Source organism: Novosphingobium sp. BL-52-GroH, assembly GCF_044813085.1.
Taxonomy (GTDB): Bacteria; Pseudomonadota; Alphaproteobacteria; order Sphingomonadales; family Sphingomonadaceae; genus Novosphingobium.
Window position 1 is genome coordinate 252,636 of record NZ_CP171150.1, and the last position, 18,944, is coordinate 271,579.

General features: G+C 57.1%; 16 protein-coding genes. 9 read left to right on the forward strand and 7 right to left on the reverse strand.

The features are described from left to right. The first annotated feature begins 26 nt into the window (after window positions 1-26). The 3 genes from ACFFDA_RS08875 to ACFFDA_RS08885 all read left to right on the forward strand — a co-directional run bounded on the left by ACFFDA_RS08875 (window position 27) and on the right by ACFFDA_RS08885 (window position 2,517). Window positions 27-1,313, forward strand: coding sequence for a hypothetical protein (locus ACFFDA_RS08875; protein WP_404478329.1), 1,287 nt, complete (start codon window positions 27-29; stop codon window positions 1,311-1,313). 310 nt (window positions 1,314-1,623) lie between these two features. After that, on the forward strand, window positions 1,624-1,818 hold the full coding sequence (locus ACFFDA_RS08880) for a hypothetical protein (RefSeq protein ID WP_404478330.1): 195 nt from the start codon (window positions 1,624-1,626) through the stop codon (window positions 1,816-1,818). Window positions 1,819-1,956: 138 nt separating this feature from the next. Continuing rightward, the gene (locus ACFFDA_RS08885) at window positions 1,957-2,517 is read left to right on the forward strand and encodes a glycoside hydrolase family 108 protein (RefSeq protein WP_404478331.1); all 561 of its coding nucleotides are present in this window, start codon (window positions 1,957-1,959) and stop codon (window positions 2,515-2,517) included. A gap of 383 nt (window positions 2,518-2,900) precedes the next feature. Here ACFFDA_RS08885 and ACFFDA_RS08890 read toward each other — a convergent pair whose 3' ends face one another. From ACFFDA_RS08890 to ACFFDA_RS08905, 4 genes are all read right to left on the reverse strand, one after another. Further along, window positions 2,901-4,781, reverse strand: a complete 1,881-nt coding sequence (locus ACFFDA_RS08890) for a DUF3732 domain-containing protein (protein ID WP_404478332.1) — start codon at window positions 4,779-4,781, stop codon at window positions 2,901-2,903. Beyond that, window positions 4,778-5,224, reverse strand: coding sequence for a three component ABC system middle component (locus ACFFDA_RS08895; RefSeq protein WP_404478333.1), 447 nt, complete (start codon window positions 5,222-5,224; stop codon window positions 4,778-4,780). Before ACFFDA_RS08895 ends, ACFFDA_RS08890 begins: the two co-directional genes overlap by 4 nt. After that, complete coding sequence (locus tag ACFFDA_RS08900) at window positions 5,221-6,444, reverse strand: hypothetical protein (protein WP_404478334.1); 1,224 nt, start codon at window positions 6,442-6,444, stop codon at window positions 5,221-5,223. The genes ACFFDA_RS08895 and ACFFDA_RS08900 overlap by 4 nt, the downstream gene beginning before the upstream one ends. 595 nt (window positions 6,445-7,039) lie before the next feature. Next, window positions 7,040-7,939 carry a LysR family transcriptional regulator gene (locus tag ACFFDA_RS08905; protein WP_404478335.1) on the reverse strand — a complete coding sequence of 300 codons (900 nt, stop codon included), beginning with the start codon at window positions 7,937-7,939 and terminating at the stop codon, window positions 7,040-7,042. Window positions 7,940-8,086: 147 nt separating this feature from the next. Here ACFFDA_RS08905 and ACFFDA_RS08910 point away from each other — a divergent pair, with 147 nt between their 5' ends. From ACFFDA_RS08910 to hxsC, 6 genes are all read left to right on the forward strand, one after another. Then, a complete protein-coding gene (locus tag ACFFDA_RS08910) occupies window positions 8,087-10,021 on the forward strand; it encodes a sulfatase-like hydrolase/transferase (RefSeq protein WP_404478336.1) in 1,935 nt (644 codons plus the stop codon). A 106-nt stretch (window positions 10,022-10,127) separates the two neighbouring features. Then, window positions 10,128-10,676, forward strand: coding sequence for a GNAT family N-acetyltransferase (locus ACFFDA_RS08915; protein WP_404478337.1), 549 nt, complete (start codon window positions 10,128-10,130; stop codon window positions 10,674-10,676). Window positions 10,677-11,175: 499 nt separating this feature from the next. Continuing rightward, window positions 11,176-11,778 (forward strand): hypothetical protein, encoded by a 603-nt coding sequence (locus ACFFDA_RS08920; protein WP_404478338.1) that lies wholly within the window; start codon window positions 11,176-11,178, stop codon window positions 11,776-11,778. A gap of 26 nt (window positions 11,779-11,804) precedes the next feature. After that, window positions 11,805-12,113 (forward strand): hypothetical protein, encoded by a 309-nt coding sequence (locus tag ACFFDA_RS08925; protein WP_404478339.1) that lies wholly within the window; start codon window positions 11,805-11,807, stop codon window positions 12,111-12,113. Further along, entirely contained in the window at window positions 12,106-13,569 is a 1,464-nt protein-coding gene (hxsB, locus tag ACFFDA_RS08930) for a His-Xaa-Ser system radical SAM maturase HxsB (protein WP_404478340.1), read from the forward strand. Before ACFFDA_RS08925 ends, hxsB begins: the two co-directional genes overlap by 8 nt. Before the next feature lie 161 nt (window positions 13,570-13,730). Next, on the forward strand, window positions 13,731-14,732 hold the full coding sequence (hxsC, locus tag ACFFDA_RS08935; RefSeq protein ID WP_404478341.1) for a His-Xaa-Ser system radical SAM maturase HxsC: 1,002 nt from the start codon (window positions 13,731-13,733) through the stop codon (window positions 14,730-14,732). Window positions 14,733-15,079: 347 nt separating this feature from the next. Here hxsC and ACFFDA_RS08940 read toward each other — a convergent pair whose 3' ends face one another. From ACFFDA_RS08940 to htpG, 3 genes are all read right to left on the reverse strand, one after another. Continuing rightward, complete coding sequence (locus tag ACFFDA_RS08940; RefSeq protein WP_404478342.1) at window positions 15,080-15,325, reverse strand: hypothetical protein; 246 nt, start codon at window positions 15,323-15,325, stop codon at window positions 15,080-15,082. Window positions 15,326-15,336: 11 nt separating this feature from the next. Continuing rightward, window positions 15,337-16,329, reverse strand: coding sequence for a hypothetical protein (locus ACFFDA_RS08945; RefSeq protein WP_404478343.1), 993 nt, complete (start codon window positions 16,327-16,329; stop codon window positions 15,337-15,339). Between the two features lie 581 nt (window positions 16,330-16,910). Continuing rightward, window positions 16,911-18,797 carry a molecular chaperone HtpG gene (htpG, locus tag ACFFDA_RS08950; RefSeq protein WP_404478344.1) on the reverse strand — a complete coding sequence of 629 codons (1,887 nt, stop codon included), beginning with the start codon at window positions 18,795-18,797 and terminating at the stop codon, window positions 16,911-16,913. Window positions 18,798-18,944: the final 147 nt, after the last annotated feature.

Here is an 18,944-nt window from a genome sequence, read left to right on the forward strand (position 1 = left end):
CAAATTTGACCAACTGCCGAGTTGGAATGAGCAATCGCGATGTGCAGCCGCTAAAGTTTTCTTGTAAAAAGTGCGAAAGTCGAATTGGAATTTGGGTCGTCAATAAAGACGGAATGGGGCTTGATAATAAAATCACGGCCGCGATGATGGCTGGAAAGACAAACATTGCCAATTTATACAAAAATAACGGCCTAAGTTACAAAATTAATGGAGCGGTTGAAATTCCTTTAGAAGGAATGTTCGACCCTGCATTAGACTTCGTTGATCTTCATCTCGATTTTCCGGTGGTATTCGGAAAATATGTCATGGGGAACACGCCTTACATGCAAGCGGTTGGCCGATCGGGCGGAGAGAAGGCCACTTTCCATCGCGATCGTCTTGAAACAATAAATAGGCAATATTCCAAATACCCGCAAGTCGTTGAGCTAATATCTAAATATACCAAGGGGCTTGTTAACCCATTCATCGCATATGCAGACAAGCATTTTAAGGTGAATGTTAAATCAAAGAAACAGGAAGATATCAACGCCGCCCTGTACACTGTGGTAAGCAGATATACTGGACCTTTTCTTCTAGCCGGCGATACTCAATCGTTGGTCGATAAATATACAAAAACAATTATCGATTTAGTGACCACGAAAAAGACGGCTATGGCCGAATTCATGCAAGAGCTTTTCGACACTAAATTTCTAGCCAACCTCCAGCGTGACTGTTTGAGAATCTACAAGCCGATTTTCAATGCTGAACTACCTCTTCGGCCTGCCCTTTTTCTGGATGTTGATAGCACCTACGGCACGGGAAAAGTGGCCATGCGGGTGAGTTCGCAAGATTTCGAAGAGTATCGCGAGGTCTACAAGGACATGGCAGAGGTCTTGAGCCGACAACTCGTACTGCTTGCAGGCATGGGTAATCTCATTGAACGTGGCGACCATAACGCCTTCTTTGTGAGAACGAGCCAATCTGGCAAACAGTTGTCACCATCTTCTTTGAATCAATACGCAGACGTAGCGCTTGGAAATAAACTTCAGGATCTCGATAGTACGTGGCATACCATTGATAAAATTTCTCACGACAATGAATTGCGGAACGCAATCGCTCACAATAAAATTGATTACAATGACATCACGCAATGCATAACATATTACCCGAAGATAGAGGGTATGGAGCGCGAGAAAAAAAGAGAGATTTACCTTCTTGACTATATGCACCGCCTATTAGCTCTTTTTCGGGACGTTCATCGCTTACACCACCTTGTAAAATGCCTTAATTACGCCATGCTGATTGAGCCGAGCGCCAGTTTGGTGAAGCGATAAAACCGCGTATCCGGGGGTGGTTTGCAGTCGTTCACCCTTTCGCTTATGAAGGGTAATCAATAATATCGCGCATGAGTGTCGTCCAACAGGACAGCTCATGGCGATCTCAATCCATTCCCTCCTTGTTGCGCGGCTTCTGTAGTGGAGCCGCGCGACTATTTCCCCTCTGCGTGCTGTCTATCCTAGCGTCTGCGACGATCGTAGGCGGCAAGATCGGCATGTATGTCTGGGGCCTCCCCCTGATCCACCGGCCGAGCCTGCCGCTTCGATGTACTGGCGCCGGCGCCGGCGCTGGCTGGCATATTCCGAAGTGTCGGCTCTGCCGGCCTTCGGCACGATCGGCGTTACGGCCGTGGCTTATGGCGACCTGAACCCGATCCTTGGCGTGCTGATCTCCATGGCGCTGGGCGCGATCGGCTTCCCGCTGTTCCTCGACGGTGCGCAATGGCTGTTCCGCAAGCGGCTGGGAATGCCCACCCCCCATGGGAGTGCGGCAGCTGCCTGACACGATCGCATGCGTCCTGGGCGCTTCCATCGTCCTTCTCGTCTCTGCCCTGGGCATGGCCCTATATCACGGCACCCGGTTGGAGAAGCACCTCCACCAGGGCGCCGGCGACGTCTCTTCCAAAAAGGGACAGCGCCCATGAACGCGCCGATGAACCCGCTCATTCTTGGGATGGTGAACACCACCATTGGCAAGGAAGGCGCCTACTCAAACCATACATCAGACCCCGGCGGAGAAACGATATGGGGCATCATAAAGACCACCGCCGTCGCCAACGGATGGACCGGGCCGATGAAGGCGATACCCCGAGATATCGCCGTCAGGATCTACTACACCGAATATGCGGTGAAGCCTGGGTTTGCCGCTATCGCCGAGACCCCAGCTGTGATTGGTGCCGAGCTGTTCGATAGCGGCGTGAATTGCGGCGTTGGCCGGCCGCCTATCTGGTTTCAGGAATGGCTTAACGCCTTCAACCAGCATGGCCGCCTGTACGCCGATATAAAGGAAGACGGTCAGATCGGGCCGGCCACCCTGGCGAACTTCAAGGCATACCTCGCCAAGCGCGGGCCCGAAGCGGAAAAAGTCATGCTTGCCGCGCTCAACGCCGATCAGGCCGCCCACTACAAGAAGATCATCCGCGCCAAGGAATCGAACGAGGACTTCACGTTCGGCCTGATGCGAACCCGGGTAGCGGCATGATCCGCGCTGTGTGGGAGTGGGTACGGGACGGCCACAGGCTCGGCCGCGATCTTGGTCATCGTCATCATGAGCGCGGTCGGCTCGGTGAAGAGGGCGCCGCGCCGTGCCCGAAGACTTTTTACACTCCATCCCATAAGGGACTGAAAGAATTGACCGCGAAACGCCACCTTTTTAGAGCTAAGTAGCCGAAAATATGGGATTCATTTCGGCATTGGGAGCAGGATGTCGAGACCGCTGCGTCGGATGTTGGCGACTTTCCGGACCAAGGCCCAGACCGTGCAGAGCGGACTTCCGTTCAGGGACGGCAATCCTCGACACCTCGGTTGGACGATCCGGGACGGCAGCTTCACAGCCGCGTAGACTGAATAGCAGGCAGCGCTAACTTAGCTGATGGCTTGCACGCCCTGAACTAACGCATTGCCGTCCCGGAATATCTCGACGAGATGGAAATTCTCAAGACCTTCCCAATATTTCGGATTAATGTGTTCGAACAGGATGATTTGAAATTCCTTGCCCATACTGCTCGCTTGGGAAATGAAATGGTTGAGCAGTTTGAGGGCGGAATGGACCTTGGCAACGTCGCTCTCGTTAACGTCCCGATCCCCGTCATCGGGCTGCTCACTCTTCGCGCCGCCGTTCTCGTCATCTCCCCAGTATGGCCTGGAAAACTGATCGATGATGAGAAATGGCGCCACATGTTGCCCTCCATTCGCCATAATGACCTCGTGCAATCCGAGGAAAAGAAACAGGTGAAGGAACATGTGGTTTGAGCTGCTGCCGACGTTTTCGATGAACGCAGTCTTTGGCTTTCTTAGGTGAAGCTTCTTTTCCTTGTAGTCGAATGCAGAACGATATTCGCCATAATTGCCCAGAGCCACGTTAGACAAGGCGATATATTCCTGGATTGTCTCGTCGAGAACGCTGGTGAAATGCTTCCGGCGTTCCTCCGGTGACGGGACAGTGAGTTCGCCAATTTGTCTTTCCAGATTTGCGATATCAGCTTCGAAATTGCGCGGACTTTTCTTATCCGACCCCGCGAACAGTTCAAGCTTGGCCTTCGTCTCGCCAATGAAAATATATCGCTCTTTTTCGTTTTCGAAGACCGCGCTACCCGAAGGCAGCGTTTGAAGTTCGCCCTGCAGCTGCTCGCGCTGGCCTTCCAGTTCTTTGATTAACTCTCCGACATTGCTGTCCAGAGGGTTTTTCCGGGAGATCTCTGTCTTGATCTCCTGCAAGCCCTCTTCCAATCGCTTGAGGATTTCAAAAAAGACGGAAGTGCGAATGGTATCCGCGTGATTGCCTTGGAGAGAGGCGATCGGCTTTAGGCTGTCGGCGGTTTCGGACAGAATATTCTTGTGCGTGGTATATTCGCCCAGGAATTTGCGAAGGCCCCGTATCTTTCGGGAAACCCGATAGAGTTCGGCAGAGATCTCCTCGTGTCGCCCCGAAACAAACAATTCCGGACCCGTCTCTCTTTCGGCCACCATCAGCTGCAAAGTCGCCACCGCTTGCTCAGGATCCGAATTGTCGGCGATGAGGCCGTAGGACATTGCCCGGGCGGTCGTCTCGGCAAGCTCGCCGTAGAACGCCTCGCGATTTTCCTCTGTTTTTGCCGATTGCTTCTGCAGGCGCGCCAAGCTCTTCTCGAGCTCCGCGCGCTTTTCGCGTTTGAGGATATTTTCGACAGTGTCGATCCCCACCGCGATGTCGAATATGCGCGGTAACGCTTCCCGGGAGCGGGGCTGATCCTGCTTGTCGAAAAACTGCTCGCTGTGGGTGATGATGTCCTGCGAGATTGTGTTGAACAGCAGGAAATAGCGAAGCGATATTCGCGAACCCGCTCGCAGGACTTGCCCGCCGAATGGGATTTTGACATCCTGATCGATACCGAAATCAGCGCCGAGCAGCACCTTCAGGGCCGGTTCCCGGATGTTTGTCTCCGGGGCTTCGTTGGGGATCTCACCAATGGACGAGAAGAAATAGTCACTTGAGACAGCTGGGCCGCTAGGTGCCCTTCTTGCCAGTGTATAGACCTTGTCGTTCACATGGAATTTCAAGCCATACCACAGGGCGTTTTCGTTGATGATGCTTTCCGAAATGCGGTGCCGGCTGGCGAAGAAGCAGTAATCGAAGATATCAAGGATTGCGGTTTTACCCGTGTGACTGGCGCCCGTTATGACGTTCACCTTGTTGGGAAGGAACGACAGGGTCCGGGTTTCACCACTGGCCAGCCATAGATGAAGGCTTTCGATATGGAATTTCACAGTTCGATCCTCGCATTGAGGTAGAAAACGTCCGCACTGCCCGCGATGAGGGTGGCGATATTGGACGAGGCGCGATTAATTCGATCGACCCGGTTGCCCGTCGCCGCGGTGATCGGCATCGGCGCGGCAATGGCGGCGCCGTCGGCGTGAAGTTCAACGGAGCCGATTTCGTTTAGCAGCTGAAGTGCATTGACCGTGGGTGCCAGGCAAGCCTGATAGCGTTCGGCAAAGTTGTAGAAGTATTGAGTTTTCTCGATGAAGTACTGCTCAAAACTGACGACCTGAAATCGGGCATTTGCGAGCTGCCTTACCATATCGCGATGCGCGACAATCGGCAAGATCAACATCAATCGCGGGAACGTCAGAAATTCAGCCTTCTCCAAGACGGCTGAGATCGCGAAAGCATCAATACCCAGATTGTTATAGAAGCTGCTGAGTTTCAATTGTAGCGATCTTTCCAGTTGTGCAGCCAGCCCAATACGGGCCAATCGGACAATTCATAAAAGCCGCCGTTGCTCATTCTGATGGGCAATTCTTGCGTGGCGAGGGGGAGTTTGACTTTGCGGAGTTCTTTAACGACGCCTCGCGCCGCTATCGTCCCCGCCGCCTTATCTGGTGGTGGTCGGCGGCCGGGGTAGTGCTCCGAGAATGCGTTTTCCCAGTGAGTTTCGGCCTCTTGCTCAAGGTAATCGACATCGGTCTGCGTTATGTCGCCGTCCTGGATCCATTGTTCGACATTATCGCGGAAGTTCAATCGCATGGTGGTCAATTTCATCAGGATTTCGACGTCATCGGCCGCAATATCGTCGATATCCACTAGCTGCTTGATGAAGGTCTGGTCTGAAAGATTTGCAGGCAGGGCTGGGGTAAGTTCTCTAATCACAAATCCCGCACTTCTTGCCTTGTCAAAGTCTCGCCGGTATTCGACGTTGAATTGGTCAAAGCTGAAGCTAATTTTTCCTCCCGCTTTCACCGTCGCAAAGGAGTTTGCTCGGAGCTTGGAGTCCACGGCGTGAAACACGTCATCGACCCTGGTGGGGTGGATTTGCTTTTCCAAAATCGAGGCTTTGCACCGGGCGATGATCTCATCGAGACCCAGTCCGAACGATAAATTCCGAAGGAACGCCTCCGATACACCAGGATCAAGGTTCAGGAGATCGTCGATATATCCTCGGATGGTCTCGTCTTTGGCCTTGGCCTTGAGCGCGTGGATATCCGATATGAAACCAGCGTGCGATTTGGTGCCACTCGAGAACTCGTCAATCGAAGACAGGAAGGAGTTCCGGGCGTTGCCAGATTTATTGGATGCGAGCAAAAATGAGGTATTTCTCAGAAATGCGAGTTGGTCAGCCACAGCTGCCCGCCCGTCTGCCGGATCAACAATCACCTTGCACCAGTTGGAAATCGACTTCCAGAGATCGGCGTCGAGCTTTGTGAGGTTTATAGGGTCGCCCTGCGCATTTGTCTGGACGGTGTGTTTCAATTGAACGAGCAATGTTTTGCCGTCTGCTTGCTCGATGTGAACATCATCCAGCACTTCGTAGCCCGCAGTTTGGCCGATTTTCAGGTTCAGGAGCTCATTCAGAAAATAATAATACTGATAGTCGAAGCCGATTGACTTGTCTTCTGCGCTTGTCGTGTCGACGCGCGACCTCTCGTTCATACCCCACCTATCGAACGTGCAGGAACTTAACCCCCTAGGAACTTTGGAATACCATAGCATTTCGATGGTAGCAGTCAATCAGTCCGCCCTGCCGTTTGACACGGCATCAGGGAAGGACGGCCTTATCCCAGTTCACGGCGTTCGAGACCGAGGCATCTGCCGACCCTTATCGGTCGCTCAGCATCTAATTTTTGATCCTCAAGTGCTGACGGTCTGCTTTCCTGGCAGGTGTCGACCAACTGTCGACATTCCGGATGCCTCATCGAATGACCGCTCAAGGCTGCAAAGCCGACCTTCGCGCTCGATGAGGAAAGAGACGGCTGACGCGCCTCGCGTGAAGCGCCGGGCCGGCAATCGCCAGCCCGGCAAAACTCATCCCAAGCGCGTCCCGAGATAGGCCTCGAAGCTCGGGAGCCGTAGATCGGGGTAGCGACCGTTCTGGACATTATCGAGCGAAGTCTGCCCGTTCGCCATATACAGGGAGTAAGCGGCCCTTCAGAGGCCGATGTTGGATTCTCAAGTGCCGACCGTCCGGTTTTGCCCGATCAACGCAAGAAGCACTGGACGGGCATCAGGAGTTCGACACCTCCCGTTTTCACTTCTCACGGTCGATTGGGTCGGCGCTCCATTCCTCAATCAGACGACGCAATGATGCGCCGACCTTCGCCCCAACCGATCCATAATCGTGTCCCGCCAGTTGATATCGACCAACCTCGACTGGTTCGCTGAACGCTTCTACGCGCTGGAGTAAGCCAGCGGCCACATATGGGGCTGCGCGACGCTGGCTCACAAGTCCTGCTCCCAGTCCTCTCATCATGAGTTCCATCGATGCGCTCGGATCCACATCTGCAGCGATCAGCTTGAATGCTATCGGCAACCGTTCGTTGATGACATTCAATATCCCTTGCCGCACACGCTCTGATGGCGAGGGAAGAATGATCGGCAGAGCAGCGCCACCACCGAGGCTGTTCAGAAGCGATGGCGCCGCGAAGAGATCATTATACCCCACGGCTACGCGGGTCGCATCGCGCGGCAGTTGCTCATCGGGACCGGCCGTGAAATACAACAAATCAAGGTCCAGTAGGCGAAGTTCTTCGCAAGGATCGGCTCCAGCTTCCACGATCGTGAAGTCCACCCGATCCGGGGCGAGTTCCTCGGTAAGATGCGCGTGCGCTGGTGCGAAGATCAGATTGTAGATGATATTATCCGCGCCCACCCGCAGCGTTCGGGCGGACGACGCGAGTGCTGCCTCCATCTTTGCGCGTTCTTCCATTGTCGCGAGGGCATGGTCGAGAATGGCCCGCCCGGCTTGAGATGGCACATTGCGGCGGCCGGGTCGCCGGTCGAACAAGGATTGGCCGAGAGCCACCTCCAGTGCGTTGATTTGCCGACTGGCCGACGCTTGGGAAATGCCAAGAGCCTCGGCCGCAGCGGATACGCTGCCGTGATTACAGACAAGCGCGAAAATTTGGATCTGACGGAATGTTCCAGGCATCCACAAGCCATACCCTATTGTATATGAGTGGCATAGCTCTCCGGGACGTAGGCAGGGACCTGTCGATCTGCGAACTGGCTGATACCGACGCCTCGCATGGAAATACCGGCAAGGCGGCTGCGAAGCGATTTTCCGACCGGGGAGCAAATGATGATCCACGACCGCAGTGACCTGACACGCCGGGCAATGCTGACTGCTGCGGGTGCGGGGCTTGTCAGCGCTGCATCCCCGGTACCGGGCGTAAAAACGGTGATGTCGAAGCGCCCGAACATTCTTTGGTTGGTCAGCGAAGACAATAATCCCTTTATCGGCGCCTATGGCGACAAGCTGGCGCATACGCCGCACATCGACGCGCTGGCTCGCCGGGGCATTCTCTACCGCAATGCCTATTGCACTTCGCCGGTCTGCGCGCCGTCGCGGTTCGCCATGTTGACCGGCATCAACGCCGAAAGCTGTGCGCCGGCGCAGCACATGACCGCCCGTGCAGAACTGCCAAGGCTACTCAAGACCTATCCTGAACTGATGCGCGGGGCCGGCTATCACTGCACCAACCTCTACAAGACGGACTATAATTGCGATGTGGATCCAAAGGCGATCTGGGACGTCATGGGGCCTGAAGGACATTGGCGTAACGCCCCTAGGGACAAGCCGTTTCTCTGCGTCATCAACACAGGCGCGACGCACGAATCGCAGCTTTGCAGTCCAGTTTCAGGCAGGGTTACGCCCAATCAGGTGCGGGTCCCGGCATTCCTGCCTGACGTGACGGAGATACGGCAGGATTATGCCAGCTACTATAATCTCATGGAAAAGATGGACGTGGAGATCGGCGCGCATCTGGCGGAGCTGGAGGCCGCAGGACTGGCCGATGACACCATCATTTTCTATTATTCCGACAATGGTGGCGTTCTGCCGCGCTCCAAACGCTTCTGCTATGAGGAAGGTCAGCGGGTGGCGCTCGTCATCTCCGTGCCGCCGAAGTGGCAGCATCTGAGCAACCAGAAGCCGGGCAGCGTGGTCGAAACGCCTGTCACCTTGCTCGACCTTCCGGTGACGCTTTTGTCGATCGCTGATGTCAGACAACCTGCGCAGATGACGGGGAAGGCTTTGTTGGGCCTTCACATCGGCGCGCCGCAGACACTTGCCTTCGGCTGCCGCGACCGAATGGATGAACGATATGACTTGATCCGCACCGTCACGGATGGCCGCTGGCGCTATATCCGCAACTATATGCCGCACCGAAGCTGGGCGCAGCATGTGCAGTTTCAGTGGCAGACGGTTGCCGGATATCGGGCTTGGGAGGCGGCGCATCTGTCCGGCACGCTCTCCGCCACTCAGGACCGCTTCTTCCAGCAAAAACCCTATGAGGAACTATATGACCTGACATCCGATCCCGACGAGGTCGTGAACCTGATCGGAAATCCGCAAGCCGGTGCAATAAACAGGCGGTTGAGCAGGGCGTTGGACGCCCACATGGTGTCGGTCAACGATAATGGCTTCCTTGCGGAAGGAATGGAGGGGGAGGGATATTTCGCTAGCCGCGACCGCAGCCGGTACCCGTTGCGACGGTTGATGACGCTGGCCTCTGCTGCAGCCCGACGCGAAGCACGCAACCTCGATCGTTTCGTCAGCTTGTTGCGCAGTGACGTCCCAGTCATCCGCTACTGGGCCACGCTGGGCCTTCTGATGCTTGGACAGGAAGCTGCCCCGGCACGGGCCAATCTCCTGGATATGATGCATGCCGATCCCTGCCCGCAGGTACGGATTGCGGCGGCGGAAGCGGCCGCGATGGTCGGAGACGCTTCATCCGCAGCGGACGTGCTCGCGCAATTGGCCGCGACTGACCAACCCGAAGCAGTCCGCCTACAGGCGTTCAACGCGCTCACGTACATCGGTCCGGCAGCCAGGGTCGCGCTGCCGATCATTGACGAGGCTGCAGCCGATCAGACATTTGGCAACAAGACGGCGATGCTGGCCCGCTTTCTTCAGAAGCAGCTTGCAGGTGACTATGACCCCATGGCGCAAGGCCTTACGGTGCAGCAATGTCAGGTGCAGCGTATGGGCGCCCGCAAATTCATGGGCTGATTGAGAAGGACGCGGCCGCTCCTCAGAGGATGCGCCTCGAAGTATATGAACCAAGCCCACGCCATGGCAACGTGCCGTCGATCCGGAGTGCTGTCTATGTGCGCTTTTGAAACCAATCTGGAGCAGGCATGATTATCGCGATGCAATTAAGGGCGAAGCCGAAGCGATCGCCGCCATTTATAACGACGCCGTGGTCAACACCACGGCGATCTGGAACGATATTCGCGTAGACACCGCCAACCGGCTGACGTGGATCGCCGACCGCGAGCGGCAGGGCTATCCGGTGCTGGTTGCCTTGGACAGCGGCGGCGCAGTGGTCGGCTACGCCTCCTTCGGCGATTGGCGGGCGTGGGACGGCTATCGCCACACGGTCGAGCACTCGATCTATGTCCGCGCTGATCAACGCGGACACGGCATTGGCAAGGCGCTCCTGATCGCTTTGATCGAACGCGCCCGGTTGATCGGCAAGCATGTCATGGTGGCAGGCATTGAAGCAGGCAACACTGGCTCCATACGCCTACATGAGAAGCATGGCTTCAAACATGTCGGTCTGCTGCCGCAGGTCGGTATGAAGTTTGGCAAATGGCTCGACCTTGCCTTTCTGCAACTAACCTTGGATGCGCGCAGCACCCCTGATACGTGGCCCTTTGCTTGAGGTCTGCCCTCGAGCCAGCACCTTCGAACGGCGCAGTAGCGAGATCGGGCTCAACTCTCGATCGATGATCACCTGCCGAAGGAACCGGCAGAACGCAGGCTCTGGCGGCCGTTACGCTGAAGTCGGATGCCCAAGCATAGTCCGCCCCTTTTTGAAACACTCAGCGGTCAATCTCTGGTCCCCAGGTGCTGACCGTCCGCTTGTCCGGCAGCTCGCGGCCACATCTCTGTCGGGCGCGAGGCCAGAGTGGCAAGCGCGGAATGTCGGCGTTTGACAGCATCTGCCGTTCGGCATGTCGCTGGTGAACGACGGCTTCGTCCCAGACCCGGCGGTTGATCCCGGCGAAACGACCCTTTCTGGGCGTTCAGCTGCGAATATTCAATCCCCAGATCCGGCCGGTCTGCTTTCCCCACCGGATGCCCAAGACTGCCCACTGGCCGCGGCCCGCTTCGAGGCCGATTTATAGCTCGGGTGCTCGTTGCCATGATAGCCGGAAAACTTGCGCAAGGTCGCGCCAGCTGTAGCTCTCTTCGGCACAGAACATGCCGATGCGCGGGGGGCGTGTGACTACGACGAAGCACTTTCAGTCGACCGCTCGAACGCCATTGCCGAGCAGATCTTCCAGCCTGGTGACAATCGTCGAATCGTGACAAAGCCGCCATCCATCAAAAAGGGTCGGATTGGCGGCACTCACCGCGGGAAACCAAGATCAGCCAACGGCATGCGAAAGTCGTTGCGCGACAGAATTTTAAGACTTAACTGGAATACCAATTCGGTGTCGCCAAAAAACCGACCAACCACGGTTCAGGGGTTGGCAAAAGCAATATCTCAACAGGGGTTTATGATGGCACGTCGTTCATTTTTAAAGCCGTTCGCAGCATCGCTCGCGACGCTTGTCGCTGGCACTCAGGTGCACGCGACCGTTCCCATGACCATTCCGGCTGCCGTGGCACAGTTCGCCAACCAAGCTGACGATACGAAAGATCTTGTTCTGACCAAGGCCGATGAGGCCGTGCAGCTTGCTGCACATGGTAGCCATTCGAGTCATTCCAGCCACAGCTCGCACTCGAGCCACAGTTCGCACTCTTCCAGCGCGTACTGAGCCAGCCTCAAAAGAACGATAAAACCATGACTATTGCCACTGGCGATGCCCGGACGGTGACCCTGTCCCGGGCCGCCCTTTCCGTGGACGCTGCAAAGCGGGCCGCCTATGTCCTGATGGCACGCTATGATGTCGATGTGGCTGTCATCGGTGACGACATCGTGTGCAAGCTGCTTCCGGCAAATTCAACAGTGTCGATGGAAACTGCGGAGCGCGACTTCCGCCGCGAAGTGATTGATCAGGATTTGCGCATCTCCATTGAGGAGCGCACCGCGCCCTACCGCGATGCCATACTCGGCCTCGCCTTTTCGCGCACAGGCCTCCAGGATGGCTAAGTTCCGCGAGCAGGCTCATTTCGATGCGTCCGCCCAATCAGCCTACACGATGCTGCCATGGCGTTTCACCCTCCTCGAAGAGGAGGGTTATGTCGCGACCAATATGGCGGGCGAGTACGTCACGCTGTCGGCAAGCGAAGTCTCGGATTTCGCGGGCGGCGCATTGCGGCCTGACCAGCCAATTTACGATGAGCTGAAGTCGCGGCACTTCCTGATCGATGACGACACCCAGGTCGCAATCGACCTGCTGGGCCTCAAGATCCGCACGAAGTTGGCGCCGCTCGCCAATTTCACCGGGCTGCACATCTTCGTGACCACCCTACGATGTGAGCACAGCTGCCCATATTGCCAAGTGTCGCGGGCCAACGACGACAAGCGCGAATTCGACATGAGCGAGGAGACGGCATTGCGCTCGCTTGACCTCACTTTTCGCTCACCCTCAACCGCGATCAAGATCGAGTTCCAGGGCGGCGAATCCACCCTGAACATGCCGATCATTCGGTTCATCGTTGCCGAAGCCCTGCGGCGAAACGAGACGGCACGCCGCAATCTTGCCTTCGTGATCGCCACCAACTTGGCGGTGCTGGATGACGAAATCCTGCAGTTTGCACGCGAGCACAATATCCTGATTTCGACGTCGCTCGATGGCCCGGCAGACCTCCACAATCGCAACCGGCCAAGGCCCGGCAAGAATTCGTACGAAAAGGCGGTGGAAGGTATCGCCCGCGCTCGCACGGCGCTGGGCCATTACAATGTGGGGGCGCTGATGACGACGACCGCGGCAAGCCTGCCGCAGGTCAGGGCGATCATCGACGAATATATCCGCATGGACTTTGGCGGGATCTTCCTGCGGCCGCTTTCCCCCTATGGCTTCGCCATCAAGACCAAATCCTACGCGTCGTACGACCAGAAAAGGTGGCTCGAATTCTTCTTCGAGGGCCTAGACTATATCATCGAGCTCAATCTCAGCGGGTTCGAGTTCATCGAGCACTATTCCGCGATGGTGCTCAAAAAGATGCTTACGCCCCTCCAGACCAGCTACGTTGATCTTATGAGCCCGGCAGGGATCGGCATCGGCGCGGTCGTCTACAATTACGACGGCGTCGTCTACGCCTCTGATGAAAGCCGGATGCTGGCCGAGATGGGCGACACTACCTTTGCTCTCGGCAACGTCCATGACGACGATTTCGCTGACATCTTTCTGGGCGATGCTTTGCTTGACCCCCTCGAAAAGTCGTTCGCCGCAAGCGTGCCGGGGTGCTCGTGGTGCGCCTTCGAACCGTGGTGCGGAGCCGAACCAGTGTTTCATCATGCAACCCAAGGGGACTTCGTAGGCAAGAAGCCTCTATCCTCCTTCTGCACACGCAACATGGCGCTCTTCCGCGGGCTGATCTCTAGGATGGAGGCCAACCCCGAAGTACGCCACATTTTCGAACGCTGGGCCAATATCATATGATAGCTTTGCGCGGCCGCTTGACCCAATTCAACCCACCAGCCATTGATCGTGGACCTGCGATCCTAAGGCTCTCAGATCGCACAGACCGTCCTGCGCCGCTGCGTAGCGTCGAGGCGTTCATTCACTGTGGTGGGCCTGTTCCCGATGGATTTGGCTGGTACTTGGTCAAGGATGCCGGGACCCTCGCGCTTCTCCCCGAGGGGGCAGCCGCTGCCGTTTTGTCCGAGGATTTCCATCACTTGGGCGATGGGGACGTCGTGCGGCTCGAACCCGCAAAGGGGGCGATCCGCACGCTCTTCCGCAAGGCAGTTGCCTACAATCACTTTCTCCTCACCGAGCGCTGCAACAATTATTGCTTGATGTGTTCACAGCCCCCACGCGCCGTCGATGACGGCTGGATCGTCGACGAGGTTCTCGAAGCCTTGTCCCTTATGGATCGCGGAGCGAGAGAAATCGGGTTCACCGGCGGTGAGCCTACGCTGCTGGGAACACGCTTCATCGAACTGGTCCAGGCGGCCGGCTCCCATCTCCCGAACACGGCCCTGCATGTCCTGTCGAATGGTCGCAGCTTTGCCACAGGCACCCTTGCTAGAGACCTCGGCGCCGTGCGGCACCCTGACCTCATGCTGGGGATACCTGTCTATGCAGACTTGGCGCACGTTCACGATCACGTCGTGCAGGCCGATGGCGCCTTCGACGAGACGATCCGCGGCATCCTGGCCCTGAAGGCCCAGGGTGTCCGCGTGGAGGTCCGGGTCGTACTGCAGGAGCAGACTGTTCCGAGATTGGTACCGCTTGCCCGATTTCTCGCCCGCAACCTGCTTTTTGTAGATCATGTTGCGCTGATGGGCCTCGAACTCACCGGTTTTGCGCGCGCCAACCTTGAAAAGATCTGGATCGACCCAGTCGATTATCAGACCGAGCTATCCGACGCGGTCGGCATTCTCGATCGCGCCGGCATGAAAGTGTCGATCTACAACAGCCAGCATTGCATCCTCAAACCGTCCCTGCACCGCTTCTCTCGTCGCTCGATCAGCGACTGGAAGCAAGAATACATGCCGGAGTGTGAGGGGTGCGATGCCCAAGCCGAATGCGGCGGGTTCTTTGCCTCCGCCAAGTTCCGCTACAGCCGTGGCATTTCCCCAATCCAGAAGGCCGCGTGAACCGACACGATTGTGTTTCTGATTCCAATTCTCGTTGCCGTCCTTGTCATTCCCGAGGGGCGACAGGCAAAAGGGAGCAGACGCCGATAGTGCGAATGCGTAGGCCATGAAGCCGTCAATGGGCTGGCCGAGATGTACGCGTACGAGAAAAAAGGAATCCGGCGGGGCAAAGGCAGCCATAGCTATACCAGCGCTCCGAAGCGGACCGTCGTAAAGGTCCCACGCCAAGGCGAAAAAATTTACGGAGAAGATCACCTGGGTGCGCATCGCAGATGCGCGAGCTTGCGGCGTGTGAATAGGAAGTTGCCACCGAAAAGAAGTTCGGTACCGGCGGTTTTCCTGCCCGGTCAGACGTGCTTCTGGACGCAGTCACTGCACTTCCCGTCTTCACGGCAGTAGCAGAGCGTCCTCACACCTTCGAGGGAGGTCCAGTCAAAACAGGGGCCGACCTGGCCGACAGCGCACGGGTCTTTTGCCTCTAGGAACTCCTTCAACTTGAAATGGCGGTCCTTCTCCTGCAGGATCTGGAGTTCAAGAACTGGTTGGTAGCCCTTTTCCAGAGCTTCTGCATAAGTCTGCGGCACGTCCGTCATCTGTAATTCCTTCAGTTTTGTTGTTTGAGCTGATCGCCGACGGCCTGCCCGATCAGGTTGGCCAGATGCTGATCGCGCAATGATTGATCCGGTTCTTTTGCTTTGACCTTGCCGAAAGTGATCAGCAACGTGTTAGAGCGGACCCGCTGGCCGTTGTAGAGAAGCGAGTTGCCCGGGTTTATCGCAAGCTCGACCAGCTTCCATGATGGGTTGATGCTCGCCGACTGCGTCACGATGAATTTCACCTGGAAGGTCAAGGTTTCGTACTTCGATTTCGGATCGGCTGCAGGCAAAGCTCCATCGCGCGCTGCGAGAAGCATCTTGGCATGCAGGAAGTCATAGATGCGAAGATCGTTGTTCGGGACGAGATCAGTCGCCTTGCATTCCTGCGCTATGTATTTGCTGGGTGGCATTTCCGGACTGAGCGGCGTTGCTGCTGCCCAGTTGAAATCCGCAAAGTCGTATAGATAGCCAACCACCTCTTCGCGCGTGATTTGCCGAGACGCGTTGATGCCTATGCCGAACGCCCGGCTACGGGCGATCGTGATGTTACCATTCTCGGGAAATGTCTTGAGCGCGTTCTGGAGTGGATCGGTCCAAGTAAGCGAAGGATTGGTAGTCGATTTAACATCGACCTGCATCGTGAGATTTACCTTGGCGCCCCAGCCGTCAAGGAAGAACGGCTTATTGGTCTTATTGAGTGTGTTGCCATGTTGGGCATCCCATTCTGCTCTCGTGCCCACTATGGCGGTCTTCAGTTCGCACTCCACATGTTCGATGAGGTCGCCTTCCCAGATTTCCTGAGATTTCTCGGATCCTGGCTTGCCTCCGAGGTGAGGTACGTTGACCGCGCAGCCCACTAGGGCGCCCGATAAAAAAACCAAACATATGCAGCGCTTCCACATAATTCCCCCTGCCTGCCCATCCCCATAAGGCACGCCGATGATTATGTAATTCGGCGATATGTCAAATAAAAATAGTCTATACTGGAGTATATCACGCATTCTTCTCACGTTTTCCATACTTTTTACCTTGTTGCGGCGCGACTCAATAGGCCGGCGTCGGGTGCGGTGTGATATTCGAGGTGTAACCGCTCTATGTCCCAACGGACCGGCTGATCACGTTTGCGAGGTCGTCATCGCCTGCTGCCGCAGCCGAAATTACGCCGAAGTCCGAGATTTTTATAAGCTGATTATTCGCTGGGCCCAGACAAGCCGGCATTCCAAAGAAGGGGTGGCCGATGCCTTCGTGCTCTTCACCCGCCAGGACGGCCGCCGTCCAAGGATTGTTAGCACGCGGAACGCTGGGAGTGTCTGGTTTCTTGAGTCGGCCGCTCAGAAGCCGACGTTCGGGAAGGTCCCAACCCCGGTCATACGCGGACTGACAGCTCAGAGCCGTGGTGATTTCCCAATCGAAGGGCTTGGATGTGCGCGTGGCAGACGCTTTGCCGACCTGTAAGCGCGACAATCAAGGCCGCATCAACGAGTCCCGAGCGCAATGGCGAGTCAGTTTCGTTCGCTCTGCGGAGTCAATCTCGATGCCGCCGCTAAACAAAGGGGGAGCCGATCGGCTCCCCTCCCCTGCATCATCGCAGGGTCTTGGCCATCAAGCGCTCCAGCCGCTGGACAAAGGCTCGTGGATCGGCCGGAGCTTCTCCGTCGGCAATACGCGCCTCATCGAGCAGCAGGAATGCGATGTCCCGCCGCTCATCCTCGCTCGCCGTGGACTGCTCCAGTCTGGCGATGAGCGCATGGCGCGCATTCACTTCCAGCACGGGCTTTTCGCGTTCGGGCGCTCGGCCGGCGGCGGCGAGCATCTTCTCAAGCTGAAGATCCATAGCGTTGTCCGGCGCCACGATGCACACGGCGCTGGTGGTCAAACGGTCGGAGATACGGACGTCGGAGACCTGATCCGCCAGCACTTCCCTGGCAAAGGCGATGAACCCGCTGACATCCTCTGCCGGGGTCGATGCGTCTGCGTCGCCGTGAGCCAGAGGGATCAAGCTGAGATCACTGGCGCCCTGCGTCACCGACTTGAACGGTTTGCCTTCATAATCGACGCCGATCGTTGTCCAGAAATTGTCAACCTGGTCGGGCAGCAGCAAGACTTCAATGCCGCGCGCCTTGAACCCTTCGAGCTGGGGAGACGTCGCGATCCGCTCGAGGTCATCGCCGGTGGCGTAGAAGATCGCCGTCTGGTTTTCCTTCAGCCCCGCGACATAATCTTTGAGCGAGCGCCACTCGCCGTTCGATGACGTGGTCTTGAAGCGGGCAAGCCCGAGCAACTGAGCGCGCCGCTCGTAGTCCTCGTAAAGCCCCTCCTTGAGCACGGCCCCGAAATTGTCCCAGATCGCTGCGTAGCGATCGGGATCGCTCACCGAAAGCTTGTCGAGTTCCGACAGGATGCGATTGCTTACGCCCTTCTGGATGGCGGACAGCACGGGGCTTTCCTGGATCATCTCCCGCGACATGTTGAGCGGGAGGTCCGCCGAGTCCACCAGGCCGCGCACGAAGCGCAGATAGCGAGGAAGAATCGCGGCTTCGTCCGTGATGAAGACCCTTCGGACATAGAGCTTGATGCGGCCATTACGGTCGGGATCGAACAGGTCGAACGGCTTGCTCTCCGGGATGAAGGTCAGCACCGAATACTCGTGCCGCCCTTCGGCCCGGTAGTGCAGCGTCATCGCGGGCTTATCGAACTGCCCCGCCACGCTGCGATAGAAGTCGGCATACTCATCCTCGCTGATGTCCGACTTCGACCTGGCCCAGAGCGCTGCGCCGTCGGCAAGCTGCCGAGCGTCTTCCTCGCTCCCGGTTTCCTCCAGGAAAATCGGCACCGGGACATGGCCGGACTGAGCCTTGACGATCCGTTCGACGGTGTGAAGCTCGGCATAGCTTTTCGCTTCGTCGAGCAGGGTCAGGGTAACCCGCGTTCCGCGCACGGGAGCATTGGCGGGGTCGACCGGAGCTATGGTGTAAGTGCCCGAACCATCGGATGCCCAACTGGCCGCCTCGTCCTCGCCCGCGCGGCGGGAGACGACCTCGACTTTGCCTGCGACCATGAAGGCCGAGTAGAAGCCTACGCCGAACTGGCCGATGAGCTGCTGCCCCTCACCATTCTTGTCGGCGGCGAGCCTGTCCATGAACGCCTTCGTCCCGGACCGGGCAATGGTTCCCAAAGTCTCGGCCATGTCAGCCGCGGTCATGCCGATGCCGTTGTCCGTGATGGTGAGCGTTCCGGCGTCCTTGTCCAGCGTCACGGTAATGCGCGGCCGCGGGTCGTCGCCAAGCAGTTCGGGCCGCGAGATCGCTTCGTAGCGCAGCTTCTCGCAGGCATCGGCAGCATTGGAGATAAGCTCGCGCAGGAAAACGTCCCGGTCCGAATAAACCGAGTGGACCATCATGTGCAGGAGCTTGGAAACATCGGCCTCGAAGGCGCGGGTCTCGGGGGCGGCAAACGTCTCGGTCGTCATCGTCTCTTCGGCTCACATGTTTCAGACTTACGCCAGCCAGATGGAGCGGAACGTTTCGACGTTCAAGAGGCCGCCGACAGGGACGCCGAACGTACTCCCCCGCAAGACACGCCTAAAACCAGCAAATCGGAAGCCCGTTGTCCGTTG